General features: G+C 62.6%; 14 protein-coding genes. 6 read left to right on the top strand and 8 right to left on the bottom strand.

Features of this window, described 5'->3' with window-relative positions; all coding sequences use genetic code 11:
• Nucleotides 1–5: 5 nt before the first annotated feature.
• The 3 genes from AC25M7_RS00805 to gpmI all read right to left on the bottom strand — a co-directional run bounded on the left by AC25M7_RS00805 (nt 6) and on the right by gpmI (nt 4,399).
• Complete coding sequence (locus tag AC25M7_RS00805) at nt 6–1,337, bottom strand: S41 family peptidase (RefSeq protein ID WP_028688414.1); 1,332 nt, start codon at nt 1,335–1,337, stop codon at nt 6–8.
• A gap of 87 nt (nt 1,338–1,424) precedes the next feature.
• Entirely contained in the window at nt 1,425–2,723 is a 1,299-nt protein-coding gene (locus AC25M7_RS00800) for a murein hydrolase activator EnvC family protein (protein ID WP_486970624.1), read from the bottom strand.
• 140 nt (nt 2,724–2,863) lie between these two features.
• On the bottom strand, nt 2,864–4,399 hold the full coding sequence (gpmI, locus tag AC25M7_RS00795) for a 2,3-bisphosphoglycerate-independent phosphoglycerate mutase (protein ID WP_028688412.1): 1,536 nt from the start codon (nt 4,397–4,399) through the stop codon (nt 2,864–2,866).
• A gap of 206 nt (nt 4,400–4,605) precedes the next feature.
• On the opposite strand from gpmI, the gene AC25M7_RS00790 reads away from it, so the two are divergent.
• The 3 genes from AC25M7_RS00790 to secB are packed head-to-tail and all read left to right on the top strand — an operon-like array spanning nt 4,606 to nt 5,797.
• The gene (locus AC25M7_RS00790; protein ID WP_028688411.1) at nt 4,606–5,019 is read left to right on the top strand and encodes a rhodanese-like domain-containing protein; all 414 of its coding nucleotides are present in this window, start codon (nt 4,606–4,608) and stop codon (nt 5,017–5,019) included.
• 1 nt (nt 5,020) lies between these two features.
• Nucleotides 5,021–5,275, top strand: a complete 255-nt coding sequence (grxC, locus tag AC25M7_RS00785; RefSeq protein ID WP_003249204.1) for a glutaredoxin 3 — start codon at nt 5,021–5,023, stop codon at nt 5,273–5,275.
• A gap of 39 nt (nt 5,276–5,314) precedes the next feature.
• Nucleotides 5,315–5,797, top strand: coding sequence for a protein-export chaperone SecB (secB, locus tag AC25M7_RS00780; protein ID WP_011531802.1), 483 nt, complete (start codon nt 5,315–5,317; stop codon nt 5,795–5,797).
• Between the two features lie 69 nt (nt 5,798–5,866).
• Here secB and trmL read toward each other — a convergent pair whose 3' ends face one another.
• Nucleotides 5,867–6,322, bottom strand: a complete 456-nt coding sequence (gene trmL, locus AC25M7_RS00775; RefSeq protein WP_028688410.1) for a tRNA (uridine(34)/cytosine(34)/5-carboxymethylaminomethyluridine(34)-2'-O)-methyltransferase TrmL — start codon at nt 6,320–6,322, stop codon at nt 5,867–5,869.
• Here trmL and AC25M7_RS00770 point away from each other — a divergent pair.
• Nucleotides 6,321–6,755: a hypothetical protein gene (locus AC25M7_RS00770; RefSeq protein ID WP_182321863.1), complete on the top strand. Its 435-nt coding sequence runs from the start codon at nt 6,321–6,323 to the stop codon at nt 6,753–6,755. The genes trmL and AC25M7_RS00770 overlap by 2 nt on opposite strands.
• Before the next feature lie 245 nt (nt 6,756–7,000).
• Entirely contained in the window at nt 7,001–7,843 is an 843-nt protein-coding gene (locus AC25M7_RS00765) for an RHS repeat-associated core domain-containing protein (RefSeq protein ID WP_082750476.1), read from the top strand.
• Between the two features lie 124 nt (nt 7,844–7,967).
• On the opposite strand, the gene ntrC is transcribed toward AC25M7_RS00765, so the two are convergent.
• The 4 genes from ntrC to glnA all read right to left on the bottom strand — a co-directional run bounded on the left by ntrC (nt 7,968) and on the right by glnA (nt 12,835).
• On the bottom strand, nt 7,968–9,404 hold the full coding sequence (gene ntrC / locus AC25M7_RS00760; protein WP_062362611.1) for a nitrogen regulation protein NR(I): 1,437 nt from the start codon (nt 9,402–9,404) through the stop codon (nt 7,968–7,970).
• Nucleotides 9,401–10,486, bottom strand: a complete 1,086-nt coding sequence (glnL, locus tag AC25M7_RS00755) for a nitrogen regulation protein NR(II) (protein ID WP_062362614.1) — start codon at nt 10,484–10,486, stop codon at nt 9,401–9,403. The genes ntrC and glnL overlap by 4 nt, the downstream gene beginning before the upstream one ends.
• 254 nt (nt 10,487–10,740) lie before the next feature.
• On the bottom strand, nt 10,741–11,283 hold the full coding sequence (locus AC25M7_RS00750; protein WP_028688406.1) for a chorismate mutase: 543 nt from the start codon (nt 11,281–11,283) through the stop codon (nt 10,741–10,743).
• Between the two features lie 145 nt (nt 11,284–11,428).
• The gene (gene glnA / locus AC25M7_RS00745; RefSeq protein ID WP_028688405.1) at nt 11,429–12,835 is read right to left on the bottom strand and encodes a type I glutamate--ammonia ligase; all 1,407 of its coding nucleotides are present in this window, start codon (nt 12,833–12,835) and stop codon (nt 11,429–11,431) included.
• A 414-nt stretch (nt 12,836–13,249) separates the two neighbouring features.
• Here glnA and thiI point away from each other — a divergent pair, with 414 nt between their 5' ends.
• Nucleotides 13,250–14,704: a tRNA uracil 4-sulfurtransferase ThiI gene (thiI, locus tag AC25M7_RS00740; RefSeq protein ID WP_028688404.1), complete on the top strand. Its 1,455-nt coding sequence runs from the start codon at nt 13,250–13,252 to the stop codon at nt 14,702–14,704.
• Nucleotides 14,705–14,753 lie beyond the last annotated feature (49 nt).

Genomic DNA, 14,753 nt, shown 5'->3' with positions numbered 1-14,753 from the left:
AACGGTCAGTCGCCCTTGGTGATGTTCAGGCCCTTCAGCAGGCTGAGGGCCTGGCTGAGCTGGAAGTCGTTGTCCTGTGGGCGGTCCTTGCGCTTGCTGCTGCCGCTCGGACGGTCGGCGCCGCCGTTTCCGTTGCCCAAGTGACCCTGCAGATCGGCTTCCTTGAAGTTGTCGTTGTCGGCCTCGGCGGTAAGCTTGGCAGGACGCACCTCGATGTCCGGGACGATGCCCTGGGCCTGGATCGAGCGGCCGTTGGGGGTGAAGTAAAGCGCGGTGGTGAGCTTAAGCGCACGGTCGTTGGCCAGTGGTAGCACGGTCTGTACGGAGCCCTTGCCGAAGCTGTCGGTGCCCATCAGCACGGCGCGTTTCTGGTCCTGCAGGGCGCCAGCGACGATTTCCGAAGCCGAGGCGCTACCGCCGTTGATCAGCACCACCAGCGGCACGCCTTCGCTGGCGTCGGCCGGATCGGCAGAGTAGCGCAGCTCGGAATTGGCGATACGGCCCTTGGTGTAGACGATCAGGCCCTTGGTCAGGAAGTGGTCGGCCACTTCCACCGCCGACTGCAGCACGCCGCCGGGGTTGTTGCGCAGGTCGAGGACCACGCCGCGCAGCTTCTTGCCGTTGTCCTTGCGCAGCTTGGCCAGGGCCTTGCCTACCTCGTCGCCGGTCTTGACCTGGAACTGGGTGATGCGGATGTAGCCGTAGTCGTTTTCCAGCAGCTGGCTCTTGACGCTCTTGACCTGGATCACCGCGCGGGCCAGTGTCACGTCGAACGGCGTGCCGCCGTCGCGCACCAGGGTCAGGGTAATTTTCTCGCCGATCTTGCCGCGCATCTTGTCCACGGCCTCGGTCATGGTCTGGCCACGGGTTGGCGCGCCGTTGATCTTGACGATCAGGTCGCCGGCCTCGATGCCGGCGCGGGATGCCGGGGTGTCGTCAATGGGCGAGACCACCTTGACGAAGCCGTCTTCCATGCCCACTTCGATGCCCAGGCCGCCGAACTCGCCGCTGGTGCTTTCCTGCAGCTCCTGGAAGTCCTCGGGACCAAGGTAGGCCGAGTGCGGGTCGAGGTTGCTGAGCATACCCTTGATGGCGTTTTCCAGCAGGGTCTTGTCATCCACTGGCTCGACATAGGCTGCCTTGATACGGTCCATGACCTCGGCGAAGGTGCGCAGCTCGTCCAGCGGCAGCGGCGCCTTGGCGGTCACCTCGGTGGCCGGCACGGCGGCGGGCTTGGCCGTCGTCGGCTTGGCCGGCTCGGCGGCAACGGCCAGGGGCGCGCCGACGACCAGAGCGATGGTCAAGGCCAGCTGGGTGAGGCGAGGCGAGTGCAGCATGTCAAACGAACTCCTGATCCTGTTGGTGCTCCCGTTGGGAGCATCGGTGCCACCGTTTCGTGGGCGGCGCCGTAAAAGTAGCATTAACTAGCCTCGGCACCATTGCGCTGGGTCGGTTGGCCGGCCCTGCTGGCGAATCGCGAAGTACAAGCCCGCGTTGTCCTGGCCACCGCTGTCGCCTACGGTGGAGATGGCATCGCCGGCCTTGACGATGTCGCCAGCGCTCTTGAGCAGGCTCTGGTTGTGGCCGTACAGGCTCAGGTAGCCATTGCCATGGTCGAGAATGACCAGAAGTCCAGCGCCGCGCAACCAGTCGGCGAACACCACGCGCCCGCCGTGCACGGCGCGCACCTGGGTGCCGGCGCTGGCGCCGATCATCACCCCGTCCCACTTGGCCCGGGCATCGCCGCCGCGGGTATCGCCGAAGCGTGCCAGCAATCGACCATTGACTGGCCATGGAAGTTTTCCCCGGGCCGCAGAAAAAGCACCGCCGTAGCTGGCGCCATCGCTGGAAACCACTGGGCCGAGGGTGGTACGGGCCTTCTTCGGCGCTTCCTCGGGTTCCTGGGCGCTGGCCGCCGCGGCCAAGGCCTGCTGCTTGCGGCGTTTTTCTTCTTCCTGCTTGGCCAGCAGGGCGCGCTGGCGGGCTTCCTCGGCCTCGCGGGCCTGGCGGGCGAGGGTTTCCTCGATGGTCTTGAGCACCTTGCCCAGGTCGGCCTGGTCCTGCTCGCGGCGCTGCAGCTTCTGGTCGCGTTCTTTCATGTCGCTGTTGAGCTTGGCCAGCACCTGCTGGCGCTTGTCGCGTTCGGCCACCAGCGCTTGACGGCGGCCGTCGAGGTCGGCGCGTTGGGTCAACAGCTGTTCCTGCTGGCGGGCGATGTCTTGCTCGACATTGGCCAACTGGCGCAGGGTCTCGTTGAAGGCGCGCAACTGCTCCATGCGTGCCTTGCTGAGGTAATCGTAATAGGTGAGGGTGCGGGCGAACTTCTCGGGGTTCTGCTGGTTCAGCAGCAACTTGAGGTATTCCTCGCGGCCATTGTTCTGATAAGCGGAACGGGCCTGGATGGCAATCAGGCGTTGCTGTTCAACGCGGGCGCTCTGGAGTTTTTTTTTCTCGTGATCAAGGCGCTCCAGTTCGCCCTCTGTCTTTTTTAGTTCTTGCTGCAGTGCCTCAACCTGTTTCTCGAGGTTGCCGATGTCGGTCTCGGTGGACTTGAGGTCTTTCTGCACGCCGGCTTTCTCCTCCTGGAGCTTGCCCAGCATCTTCTTCAGCTCGGCGATGTCCTGGCGGGTGGCGTCCAGCTGCTGCTGGGTCTGCGCGCGCTCGTCGGCGAAGGCCGGGGTGAGCAGGCATGACAGGGCGAGTAAAAAGAGGGCGCGGAGCATGGGGTTTGGCGTACCGGGGATGGAGACTGGCCTAGTATGCCCTTGCGGGCCTGCAAAAAAAACGCCCCGCGGCTTGGGCGGCGGGGCGTTGGTCTGGAATTAGGGTATTTCGGGGCCACAAAGCGGCCCCAGTACAACCCTCAAGCATCGATCAGGATCGAGGTTCCGGTCATTTCCGCCGGCTTTTCCAGCCCCAGCAGCTTGAGCATGGTCGGCGCCACATCGGCCAGCACGCCGCCTTCGCGGACCTTGACCTGACGCTTGCCGACATAGATGAACGGCACCGGCTCGGTGGTGTGGGCGGTGTGCGCCTGGCCGGTGCATTCGTCTTCCATCTGCTCGACGTTGCCGTGGTCGGCGGTGATCAGCGCTTCGCCGCCGACCTTGTCCAGCGCCTCGACGATGCGACCGACGCAACCGTCCAGCGCTTCCACGGCCTTGACCGCCGCGTCGAATACGCCCGTGTGGCCGACCATGTCGCCGTTGGCGTAGTTGACCACGATCACGTCGTAACGCTGCTGCTCAATGGCCTCGACAATACGGTCGGTGACCTCGGGGGCGCTCATTTCTGGCTGCAGGTCATAGGTGGCGACCTTTGGCGATGGGATCAGGATGCGTTCTTCGCCTTCGAACGGCTCTTCGCGCCCGCCCGAGAAGAAGAAGGTGACATGGGCGTACTTCTCGGTCTCGGCAATGCGCAGTTGGGTCTTGCCGTTCTTGGCAAGGTATTCGCCGAGTACGTTGTTCAGGCTGGCCGGGGCAAACGCCGCTGGGGCCGGAATCTTCGCCGAGTACTGGGTCAGGCCGATGTAGGCCGCCAGTTTCGGCAGGCGGGCGCGAGGGAATTCGTTGAAATCGGCCTCGACGAACACACGCGACAGCTCGCGGGCACGGTCGGCGCGGAAGTTCATGAAGATCACCGCGTCGCCGTCCTCGACCTTCACGGCTTCGCCGACACGGGTGGCCTTGACGAACTCGTCGCTCTCGTCGCGGGCATAGGCGGCTTCGAGGCCGGCCAGGGCGGTGTCGGCGGTGTAGTCGGCGACGCTGTCGACGATCAGGTTGTAGGCGGCGCTCACGCGGTCCCAGCGGTTGTCGCGGTCCATGGCGTAGTAGCGGCCGATCAGGCTGGCGATGCGGCCCTTGCCCAGCTTGGCGAAGGTGGCGTCGAGCAGTTCGATGGACGACTGGGCGCTGCGCGGTGGGGTGTCGCGGCCATCGAGGAAGGCGTGCAGGTAGATCTTCTCGGCGCCACGCTGCGCGGCCAGCTCGGCCATGGCGACCAAGTGGTCTTGGTGGCTGTGCACGCCGCCGTCGGAGAGCAGGCCGAGGATATGCACGGCCTTGCCAGCACCGACGGCCTTGTCCACCGCGCCGCCGAGCACGGGATTCTCGAAGAACTCGCCGTCACGGATGGCCTTGGTCACCCGAGTGAAGTCCTGGTACACCACACGGCCGGCGCCAAGGTTCATGTGTCCGACTTCGGAGTTGCCCATCTGCCCGTCGGGCAGTCCCACGTCCATGCCGGAACCGGAGATCAGGCCATGCGGCTGAGTGGCGCGCAGGCGGTCGTAGACCGGCGTGTTGGCAGCGAAGATGGCGTTGTATTCGGGGCTTTCGCTGTGACCGAAGCCATCCAGGATGATCAGGACCAGGGGTTTAGGCGTACTCGTCATCAATCAAACTCACGGTTGTTCAAAGATGATAAAGACACGCATTTTAGGGCAAATCCGCCAGCGACGGCGAATATTCCTCCCCTTGCCCGACAGGCGCGGTCAGGCATGCAACATGAAGACGCGTTTGCCGCCAGCCCAGTGGGCTTTGGTGGTCATGGGGCGCTGTGTATACTGGCCGCCATTTTCAATCGCCTGGAACACCCCTGATGGTTGCTCACCTGATTCAATTCGCGACAGATCACTACATCCTGGTGGCCATTTTCGTCGTCCTGCTGGTCCTGCTGCTGATCAACGAAGTCCGCCGTGGCGGCCAGAGCCTGAGCAACGGCCAGCTGACCGCGCTGGTCAACGCCGACAAGGCCGTGGTGATCGATATCCGTACCGCCAAGGAATACTCGGCCGGGCATATCGTCGGTGCGCTGAACATTCCCCAGGACAAAGTGGCCGGCCGCATGAGCGAGCTGGAAAAACACAAAGAAAAGACCCTGATCGTCGTCGACGCGATGGGCCAGCAGTCCGGCACCCTGTGCCGCGAACTGCTCAAGGCTGGTTACACCGCCGCCAAGCTCAGCGGTGGCGTTTCCAGCTGGAAAGCCGATAACCTGCCCCTGGTGAAGTGATATGAAGCCCGTCATCGTCTATTCCAGCGACTACTGCCCCTACTGCATGCGCGCCAAGTACCTGCTCGAGAGCAAGGGCGTGGCGTTCGAGGAGATCAAGGTCGACGGCAAACCCCAGGTTCGCGCCGAAATGAGCCAGAAGGCCGGCCGTACCTCGGTGCCGCAGATCTGGATCGGCAGCACGCACGTCGGTGGATGCGATGACCTCTATGCCCTGGAGCGCGCGGGCAAGCTCGACGCGCTGCTGGCGGCCTGATTCGCACTGCATTCAAGAACATTAGGAAAAGGATCTGCCATGACCGAGCAACAGACCAACGGCGCCACTGACGCCAACGCCCCACAATTCTCCCTGCAGCGCATCTACGTGCGCGATCTGTCGTTCGAGGCGCCGAAAAGCCCGCAGATCTTCCGCCAGCAGTGGGAGCCGAGCGTCTCGCTGGACCTGAACACCCGCCAGAAGGCCCTGGAAGGCGACTTCCACGAAGTCGTGCTGACCCTGTCGGTGACCGTCAAGAACGGCGACGAAGTGGCCTTCATCGCCGAAGTGCAGCAGGCCGGCATCTTCCTGATTGCCAACCTCGACGCCGCTTCGATGAGCCACACCCTTGGCGCGTTCTGCCCGAACATCCTGTTCCCGTACGCCCGTGAGACCCTGGACAGCCTGGTGACCCGTGGCTCGTTCCCGGCGCTGATGCTGTCGCCGGTCAACTTCGACGCCCTGTACGCGCAAGAGATGCAGCGCATGCAGGAAGCCGGCGAAGTGCCGACCGTGCAGTAATCGCTGAAACAAGAAAGGGCGACTTCGGTCGCCCTTTTTTGTTCGTCGGTGTGCCCCGCGAAAGACCTTTCAGGCAAACCCCTGCTGCCGCCACGCCTCGTACACCGTCACCGCCACGGTATTGGACAGGTTCAGGCTCCGGCACCCCGGCCGCATCGGCAGGCGCAGGCGCTGCTCGGGGGCCAGGCTGTCCAGTACCTCGGCCGGCAGGCCACGGCTTTCAGGCCCGAACAGGAACGCATCGCCAGGTTGGTACTCGACCTCATGGAACGGGTGCGAACCCTTGGTGGTAAAGGCGAACAGCCGCGGCTGATTCAGGCTTTCCAGGCATTCGGCCAGGCTTTGGTGACGCTTGAGCGTGGCATACTCGTGGTAGTCCAGCCCGGCCCGGCGCAGGCGCTTGTCATCCAGTTCGAAGCCGATCGGCTCGATCAGGTGCAGGTCGCAGCCGCTATTGGCGCACAGGCGGATGATGTTGCCGGTATTCGGCGGAATTTCTGGTTGAAAAAGGATGACGTGAAACATGCACGGCTCCAAGCATGAGGATAACGAGCATTCTACCCCCGAACCCGACCCGCGTTCGAAGGCCTTCCCGCGGGTGATCCTGTCGCTGGCGATTGTCGGGCTGATGGTGGGCATGATGATCGGACGCCTGACCACCCCGGAGGAACGGGTGCTCGAGCAGGTGCAGGTGGTGCAGGATGGCCTGGACCTGTGGTTCAACGAAGAACCCAGACTGCATGGCGAGAATGTCCAAGGCACCGTTGCCATCGTGTTCGAGGCCCAGGGCAAGGCACAGCGTGGTCAGCTGACGCTGCAGGACAAGCCGGTGGGCTGGCGCCTGCAGAAGAGCGAGGAAGGGCTGGTACTGACCTTGGTGGCCGCCCGCCCCCTGCGCGGCGACTGGAACGCGAGGGAGGAGGCGGGGCGCTGGCGGGTGCAGGTGAGGCTGCACTAATAAAAGAGGGGATTTCCCGGCCTGCCTGTACCGAGGTCCCCAAAACTGGAGGTACTGGATACTTAGCAGGGAGCGTGCCAGGTCTTGCAGGCCCTGGAATGCGGTGTTCCGGCCATTTTTCGAGGGTTTTGAAGGCTAATCTGCCTTGTGCTGGTGCATGTGGCACAGCAACGGTGCAGCTGGGACCTGATAGTTTTGCCAGTTTCGGCCACTGCCAGCCTTGGTTAACGTTCTGCTCATGAGTCATGGTCCTGTGGGAGGGATTGTTCATGGGCCTGCACTTGCCGATGCTCGATCACCAGCGATCATCTTTCGGAGGGAGTTCATACTCCAGGGCGTATACGCCATACGGTGCCACTGCATTTGCAGAAGGTCCGACTCTCGGCTTCTGCGGGCAGCTCTGCGAAAGACCGATGGGCACCTATCAGCTGGGCAACGGCTACCGTTGCTATTCGCCAACCGCATTGCGCTTCCTGTCACCGGATCGCCACAGCCCATTCGGCAGAGGGGGGCTCAACGCATATGGCTATTGTGCTGGTGATCCAGTCAATCGGAGTGATCCTGGTGGGCGCTGGTGGGGATTGGTGAGAGATGCCGTCTTCTCGGGCCTCGTCTTTCAGGATGGGGCAAGGGATCTGCACAAAAGCCTCCTGAGCAGGGTGGAGGTGCAGGCGAAAAAGGCGCATTCGACCGATCATCGTGTACTGAACGAGGTGGCCCCTAGCCTGACGCGGCTCACCGTCGATAGTGGTGAGGTCGCCTTGGGAGGGCTTGCGTTTGCCACCAATGCGCTTCAGTTGGTGGGTGTGGCGGTAAACCCTGTTGTGGGCAGTGTGGCGGCATGGGCGGGTTTTGCGCTTTGGGGAGCCAAGAAAGCTGCCCAGTATCGTGAGGCAAGGCAAGCGCAGGATCCCTTGCACTATCTGACGCTGAGTAGCGTGAAACAGGAACAGAAAATTCCTGCGTTGTTCGGGCAAGTGAGGGAGTCAATCAACGCCGGCACGGCCTCGGATCTGTCCGAGGTAGTGATACAGCAGGCACACAATGACGTTCTTAAGGTCGCTGGTGAATTAAGGGACATGAAGTAAGTCGATCTAATCCTGCTTCATGTCTGTTGCGTTCATTGGCCGTTGAGCCGCCAATTGGTCTGAATCATGTGTTGTCTACGAGAGGGCCATGTTTGGCCCTCCCAGGTTTGCAGCAGGTCGATGCTCAGTGGTCTTCGCCCTCGTCCTCATCGGAGCCATCCACCTTCATCCCCAACTCCTTGATCTTGCGCGTCAGGGTGTTGCGTCCCCAGCCCAGCAGCACCGCCGCGTCACGACGACGTCCGGCTGTATGCTTGAGCGCGGTCTCGATCATGATGCGCTCGAAGCTCGGCACGGCGCTGTCGAGCAAACTTGACTGGCCACGGGCCAGGGCCTGGTCGGCCCACTGGCGCAAGGCCTGTTCCCAGTTGGTCACGGGCGCTGCGTCCTGGGGCAGGTTGAGCAGCTCCGGCGGCAGGTCGCCGACCAGCACTTCGCGGCTGGAGGCCATCACCGTGATCCAACGACAGGTGTTCTCCAGCTGGCGCACGTTGCCCGGCCAGGGCAGGTTGCGGATGAATTCCTCGGTCTCCGGCTTGAGCAGCTTGGGTTCCACCGCCAGCTCCTGGGCGGCGCGACCTAGGAAATGGCGGGCCAGGGCCGGGATGTCCTCGCGCCGGTCCGCCAGGCGCGGTATATGGATGCGGATCACGTTGAGGCGGTGGAACAGGTCTTCACGGAACTTGCCGGCCTGCACCAGCGACTCGAGGTTCTGGTGGGTGGCGGCAATGATGCGCACATCCACCTTTACCGGCACATGGCCGCCGACCCGGTAGAACTCGCCATCGGCCAGCACCCGCAGCAGGCGGGTCTGGGTGTCGGCGGGCATGTCACCGATCTCGTCGAGGAACAGCGTGCCGCCGTCGGCCTGCTCGAAACGGCCACGACGCAGGTTGGCGGCGCCGGTGAAAGCGCCTTTCTCATGGCCGAACAGCTCGGACTCCATCAGGTCCTTGGGGATCGCCGCCATGTTCAGGGCGATGAACGGCGACGCCGCACGCGGGCTGTGACGGTGCAGGGCGTGGGCTACCAGCTCTTTACCTGTGCCGGACTCACCGTTGATCAGCACGGTGATGTTGGAGTGGCTGAGGCGACCGATGGCGCGGAACACCTCCTGCATCGCTGGCGCCTCGCCGATGATCTCGGGCGTGCGGGTCAGTGCCTGGGGCACTTCCAGGGCCTGCTGTTCCTGGGCATGCTGGTTGGCGCGCTTGACCAGTGACACCGCCTCGTCGACATCGAACGGCTTGGGCAGGTATTCGAAGGCGCCGCCTTGGTAAGAGGCCACCGCGCTGTCCAGGTCGGAGTGGGCGGTCATGATGATCACCGGCAGCCCTGGGTGCTGTTCGCGGATCTGGGCGAGCAGGTCAAGGCCGCTGGCGCCGGGCATGCGGATGTCCGAGATGATCACATCCGGTTGCTGGCGGGCCAGGCGGCCCATGACGCCGTCGGCGCTGTCGAAGCTCTGGGTGGTCATGCCTTCCTGCTGCAGGGCCTTTTCCAGGACCCAGCGGATGGAACGATCATCATCGACGATCCAGACGGTTTCACTTCGGCTCATGGGGCGGTGGCTCCTTGTTCCAGGGGCAGGTAGATCGAGAAGGTGGTGTGGCCGGGGTGGCTCTCGCACTCGATCAGGCCCTGGTGCTGGCTGATGATGTTCTGGGTGATGGCCAGGCCCAGCCCGGTACCGTCCGGGCGGCCGCTGACCATGGGATAGAAGAGGGTGTCCTGCAGTTCCGTGGGGATGCCGGGGCCGTTGTCGACGATCTCGATCCGGGCGACCAGGCGGTGGCGCACATGGCCGATGGTGAACTGGCGCACGGCGCGGCTGCGCAAGGTGATGCGGCCCAGGCGCAGCTCGTTCTGCCCGCCGATGGCCTGCATGGCGTTGCGCACGATGTTGAGCACGGCCTGGATCATCTGCTCGCGGTCGATCAGTACGTCCGGCAGGCTAGGGTCGTAGTCGCGCACCAAGGTGATGCAGCCCTGGCTCTCGGCCTCGACCAGGCTGCACACGCGCTCGAGCACTTCGTGGATGTTGGTCATGGCCAGCGACGGCAGCTTGTTCGAGCCAAGCATGCGGTCGACCAGGTTACGCAGGCGGTCGGCTTCCTCGATGATCACGTTGGTGTAGTCGCGCAGGCTTTCTTCCGGCAGTTCACGGGCCAGCAACTGGGCCGCGCCACGGATGCCGCCGAGAGGGTTCTTGATCTCGTGGGCCAGGCCGCGCACCAGCATCTTGGTGGTCTCCTGCTTGCTCAGCTGGGCCTCTTCCTTGGTGATGCGCAACAGGCGATCGCGTGGGTGCACCTCCAGCAACAGCAGGGTCTGGCCCAGGTGCAGGATGGGCGTGACGGCATAGTCGACGGTGATGGTCTGTCCGGTCAGCGAGGTCAGCTGCGCTTCACGCTTGGTGAACGGGTGCGCCTGCTCCACCGCCTGGCGCAACGAATTGAGCGCCTCGGTCGATTCGGTGAACAGCTCGCTAATGAACTGCCCGTGGCTGCGCTGGCCGCTGACGGCCAGAAGCATCTCCGCCGCCGGGTTCATGTACTCCAGGCGCAGTTCAGAATTGAGCAACAGCGTGGCCGTGGTCAGGTTGTCCAGAAGCAGACGGTGCTGTGCATCGCTGATGGTCATAAGGCGTCGTTGACCTCTTTTGGCACAGTGGCGCCCAAGGGCTCAGGCCTGGGGCGCGCACGGAAGAGTGCTGGATGCAGTGAAAATGCAAGAACCAAACCAAGGCTCCGAAAAGAAGCGGAAATTCCGGATAAAGACTCGGAAATGCGCGAATTCGAGCCAGAAAGCCTTGGTTTATCGATTCTTGTGACCCAAATTGGGGTACATGATGGGGCGGCTCGCGCAATCATGCACCAATATGGAGCATAGGGCGGTCAGCGCAATTTGCACAGCTGGGCGCTGGCGCGAACCAGGGCGAGGTGGCGCGTGGTGTCCTGGGCGCGTTGCTGCAGGGCGTCGGCCAAGTGGTTGGCGCAATTGGCCGGCGGGGTCTGGTCAAAGCGGGCGAGGGCGCTCAGCAGCTGTTCCTGCAGCAGATCCAGTTCCGGGCGCACGTCGTTGGCCAGGTCGCGGCGTGGCAGGGCTGGCGCTTGACGGGCGCGATGCCAGGTGTCGAGCAGGTGGTACTGCAGGAGCTTGTTGGCTTCGATCTGGTCGGCAAAAAAGGCCTCGACGCGTGCCGGATCCAGGTGGTGAGCGACGGCGGCCTGCCGCGCACTGGCCAATACCTGCTGCTCGCGGGCGCTGGCCTGCACCGGTTGTTGGTGATCCCACTTGTGCAGGGCGACCGCTTCGGCCAGGTCCAGGCGCCGGTCAATGGTGGCAAGCAACTGATCCAGGGTTGGCGTGACGCTCGGTGAGGTGGCACAGCCGGATAGGGCGAAGCAGCAGGTCAGGGCGAGGGTGGTGGCACGCATGGCGATCTCCTTGGGAATGAAGCCTCGAGTGTCGCCTTTGGCTGTGTGGCGGCTAATAGGTGTTGTCCGATTATGAGGGTATGAAAAAGAAACGGCCTCCCGAGGGAGGCCGTCCTGATGTCATCGACGCGGGGCGCCGATCATATCAGCAGCTGTAGTACAGCTCGTATTCCAGCGGGTGCACGAAGGTGCGGACCTTGATCTCTTCTTCGCTCTTCAGCTCGATGAAGGCATCGATGAAGTCGTCGGAGAACACGCCGCCCTTGGTCAGGAACGCACGGCCCTTGTCCAGCTCTTCCAGGGCTTCCTTCAGGCTGCCGCACACTTGCGGGATGTCTTTCGCCTCTTCAGGCGGCAGGTCGTACAGGTTCTTGTCGGCGGCATCGCCTGGGTGGATCTTGTTCTGGATGCCGTCCAGGCCTGCCATCAGCAGGGCCGCGAAGGCCAGGTATGGGTTGGCCGACGGGTCCGGGAAGCGTGCTTCGATACGGCGGGCTTTCGGGCTACCGACGTACGGAATACGGATCGAGGCGGAACGGTTGCGAGCCGAGTAGGCCAGCATTACCGGGGCTTCGAAACCTGGGACCAGACGCTTGTAGGAGTTGGTCGAAGGGTTGGTGAAGCCGTTCAGGGCCTTGCCGTGCTTGATGATGCCGCCGATGAAGTACAGGGCGGTATCGGACAGGCCGGCATAGCCTTCGCCGGAGAAGGTGTTCTTGCCGTCTTTCCAGATCGACATGTGCACGTGCATGCCCGAGCCGTTGTCGCCGTACAGAGGCTTGGGCATGAAGGTGGCGGTACGGCCATAAGCGTCGGCAACATTGTGCACGACATACTTCAGGGCCTGCACTTCATCCGCTTTCTTGACCAGGGTGTTGAACTTGACGCCGATCTCGTTCTGGCCGGCGGTCGCCACTTCGTGGTGGTGAACTTCGACGGTCTGGCCCATTTCTTCCAGGGCATTGCACATAGCAGTACGGATTTCGTGGTCGTGGTCGAACGGCGGAACCGGGAAGTAGCCGCCTTTCACGCCCGGACGGTGGCCTTTGTTGCCGCCTTCGACGTCAGCGCCGGTCATCCACGAGCCTTGCTCGGAGAAGATCTTGAACATCGAACCGGAGATGTCCGACTGGAACTTCACTTCGTCGAAGATGAAGAACTCAGGCTCTGGGCCGGCGAACACGGTGTCACCGATGCCGGTGCTCTTCAGGTACTCTTCGGCGCGCTTGGCGATGCCGCGCGGGTCGCGATCGTAGCCCTGCATGCTCGACGGATCGACGATATCGCAGGTGATGATCAGGGTCGGCTCTTCGGTGAATGGGTCCAGCACGGCGGTTTCGTCGACCGGCATCAGGATCATGTCGGAGGCTTCGATGCCTTTCCAGCCAGCGATGGAGGAACCGTCGAACATCTTGCCGACTTCGAAGAAGTCTTCGTCCAGGCCATCGCGCGCCGGCATGGTCACGTGATGCTGAATGCCCTTGGTGTCCGTGAAACGCAGATCAATCCACTTGACGTCATGATCTTTGATGAGTTGAACCGACTTCGACATGTTGTCCTCCGGATGGTCTAGGGCGCAGTTGGCCGCTGCCCTGGAAAAAGGGTGTCGCTGGGCGCGGATAGTCGGCCAAGCGTACCTGCCTCACAAGGGAGCAAATTGCATGCCAGTGCCCAAAAATGGCGAGAGTGGGATGAAAGGGGGCGTTGGCGGGCATTTCTTGGAGGGGTGGAGTGTAGCTTTGCACTCATAAGATGCGTTTTTTGGTGTAACTGCACCATTGTGGTGCTTTTGTGCTGGCGTGGGCCTCATCGCGGGGCAAGCCTGCTCCCACGCAGCAGGCCGACGAGGGGTGGCGCGGCCAACATAAATCGCACCTTCTGTACAAAAGTTGCTCAAACCTTGAGCGATTTCCGCTATAATTCGCGCCCCCTATTTTCGGCAGGCCCTGTGCGCGCTGTTAAACCAATGAAACTTATCGTCAAAGTCTTCCCAGAGATCACCATCAAGAGCCGGCCGGTGCGCAAGCGCTTCATCCGTCAGCTCAGCAAGAATATCCGCAACGTGCTCAAGGATCTCGATCCTGAGCTCGCGGTCGATGGTGTCTGGGACAATCTCGAAGTGGTCACCCGCATCGAGGACGAAAAGATCCAGCGCGAAATGATTGAGCGCCTGCGCTGTACCCCGGGCATCACTCACTTCCTGCAGGTGCAGGAGTACCCACTGGGCGACTTTGACGACATCGTCGAGAAGTGCAAGCAGCACTTCGGTCACCTGCTCGCCGGCAAGTACTTCGCCGTGCGCTGCAAGCGCGGCGGCCACCACGACTTCACCTCGATGGATGTCGACCGCTATGTCGGCAGCCAACTGCGCCAGCAATGCGGCGCTGCCGGCATCGAGCTGAAGAAGCCCGAAGTGCTGGTGCGCATCGAGATCCGCGATCAGCGCCTGTACGTGATCCACAATCAGCACAACGGCATCGGTGGTTATCCGCTGGGCGCCCTGGAGCAGACCCTGGTGCTGATGTCCGGTGGCTTCGACTCCACCGTGGCGGCCTACCAGATGATGCGTCGCGGCCTGATGACGCACTTCTGCTTCTTCAACCTCGGTGGCCGCGCCCACGAACTGGGCGTGATGGAAGTGGCCCACTTCCTGTGGAAGAAGTACGGCAGCAGCCAGCGCGTGCTGTTCATCAGCGTGCCGTTCGAGGAAGTGGTCGGCGAAATCCTCAACAAGGTCGACAACAGCTACATGGGTGTCACGCTCAAGCGCATGATGCTGCGCGCGGCCGCCCGCATGGCCGACCGCCTGCAGATTGATGCCCTGGTCACCGGCGAGGCGATTTCCCAAGTCTCCAGCCAGACGTTGCCGAACCTGTCGATTATCGATTCGGCCACCGACAAGCTGGTGCTGCGCCCGCTGTTGGCCAGCCATAAGCAGGACATCATCGACCAGGCCACCGAAATCGGCACCGCCGACTTCGCCAAGCACATGCCCGAGTACTGTGGCGTGATCTCGGTAAACCCGACCACCCATGCCAAGCGTCACCGCATGGAGCACGAAGAGAAGCAGTTCGAGATGGAAGTACTGGAGCGTGCCCTGGAGCGCGCCAAGTTCATTTCCATCGACCACGTGATCGATGAACTGGGCAAGGACATCGAAGTCGAGGAAGTGGCCGAGGCGCTGCCTGGTCAGATCGTTATCGACATTCGTCACCCTGATGCCCAGGAAGACGAACCCCTGGCGCTGGACGGTATCGAAGTCCAGGCCATGCCGTTCTACGCGATCAACAGCAAGTTCAAGCACCTGGACCCCACGCGCCAGTACCTGCTGTATTGCGACAAGGGTGTGATGAGCCGTCTGCACGCACACCACCTGCTCAGTGAGGGACATGCCAATGTGCGTGTTTATCGTCCGACATAAGACGCCAGGGCTGTATGGCGGCAGCATCCGCCATCGCCCTCCCGACCGC

This window comes from Pseudomonas sp. P106(2024), from assembly GCF_057480815.1.
This window is presented reverse-complemented; position numbering and strand designations above follow the sequence as displayed.

What these genes read in the sequence shown, in the direction of transcription:
- gpmI (WP_028688412.1), bottom strand. Translation starts at nt 4,399, where the DNA reads ATGACGAGTACGCCTAAACCCCTGGTCCTGATCATCCTGGATGGCTTC.
- thiI (WP_028688404.1), top strand. Translation starts at nt 13,250, where the DNA reads ATGAAACTTATCGTCAAAGTCTTCCCAGAGATCACCATCAAGAGCCGG.
- AC25M7_RS00790 (WP_028688411.1), top strand. Translation starts at nt 4,606, where the DNA reads ATGGTTGCTCACCTGATTCAATTCGCGACAGATCACTACATCCTGGTG.
- secB (WP_011531802.1), top strand. Translation starts at nt 5,315, where the DNA reads ATGACCGAGCAACAGACCAACGGCGCCACTGACGCCAACGCCCCACAA.
- AC25M7_RS00765 (WP_082750476.1), top strand. Translation starts at nt 7,001, where the DNA reads ATGGTCCTGTGGGAGGGATTGTTCATGGGCCTGCACTTGCCGATGCTC.
- AC25M7_RS00805 (WP_028688414.1), bottom strand. Translation starts at nt 1,337, where the DNA reads ATGCTGCACTCGCCTCGCCTCACCCAGCTGGCCTTGACCATCGCTCTG.
- grxC (WP_003249204.1), top strand. Translation starts at nt 5,021, where the DNA reads ATGAAGCCCGTCATCGTCTATTCCAGCGACTACTGCCCCTACTGCATG.
- AC25M7_RS00770 (WP_182321863.1), top strand. Translation starts at nt 6,321, where the DNA reads ATGCACGGCTCCAAGCATGAGGATAACGAGCATTCTACCCCCGAACCC.
- AC25M7_RS00800 (WP_486970624.1), bottom strand. Translation starts at nt 2,723, where the DNA reads ATGCTCCGCGCCCTCTTTTTACTCGCCCTGTCATGCCTGCTCACCCCG.
- ntrC (WP_062362611.1), bottom strand. Translation starts at nt 9,404, where the DNA reads ATGAGCCGAAGTGAAACCGTCTGGATCGTCGATGATGATCGTTCCATC.
- AC25M7_RS00750 (WP_028688406.1), bottom strand. Translation starts at nt 11,283, where the DNA reads ATGCGTGCCACCACCCTCGCCCTGACCTGCTGCTTCGCCCTATCCGGC.
- glnL (WP_062362614.1), bottom strand. Translation starts at nt 10,486, where the DNA reads ATGACCATCAGCGATGCACAGCACCGTCTGCTTCTGGACAACCTGACC.
- trmL (WP_028688410.1), bottom strand. Translation starts at nt 6,322, where the DNA reads ATGTTTCACGTCATCCTTTTTCAACCAGAAATTCCGCCGAATACCGGC.
- glnA (WP_028688405.1), bottom strand. Translation starts at nt 12,835, where the DNA reads ATGTCGAAGTCGGTTCAACTCATCAAAGATCATGACGTCAAGTGGATT.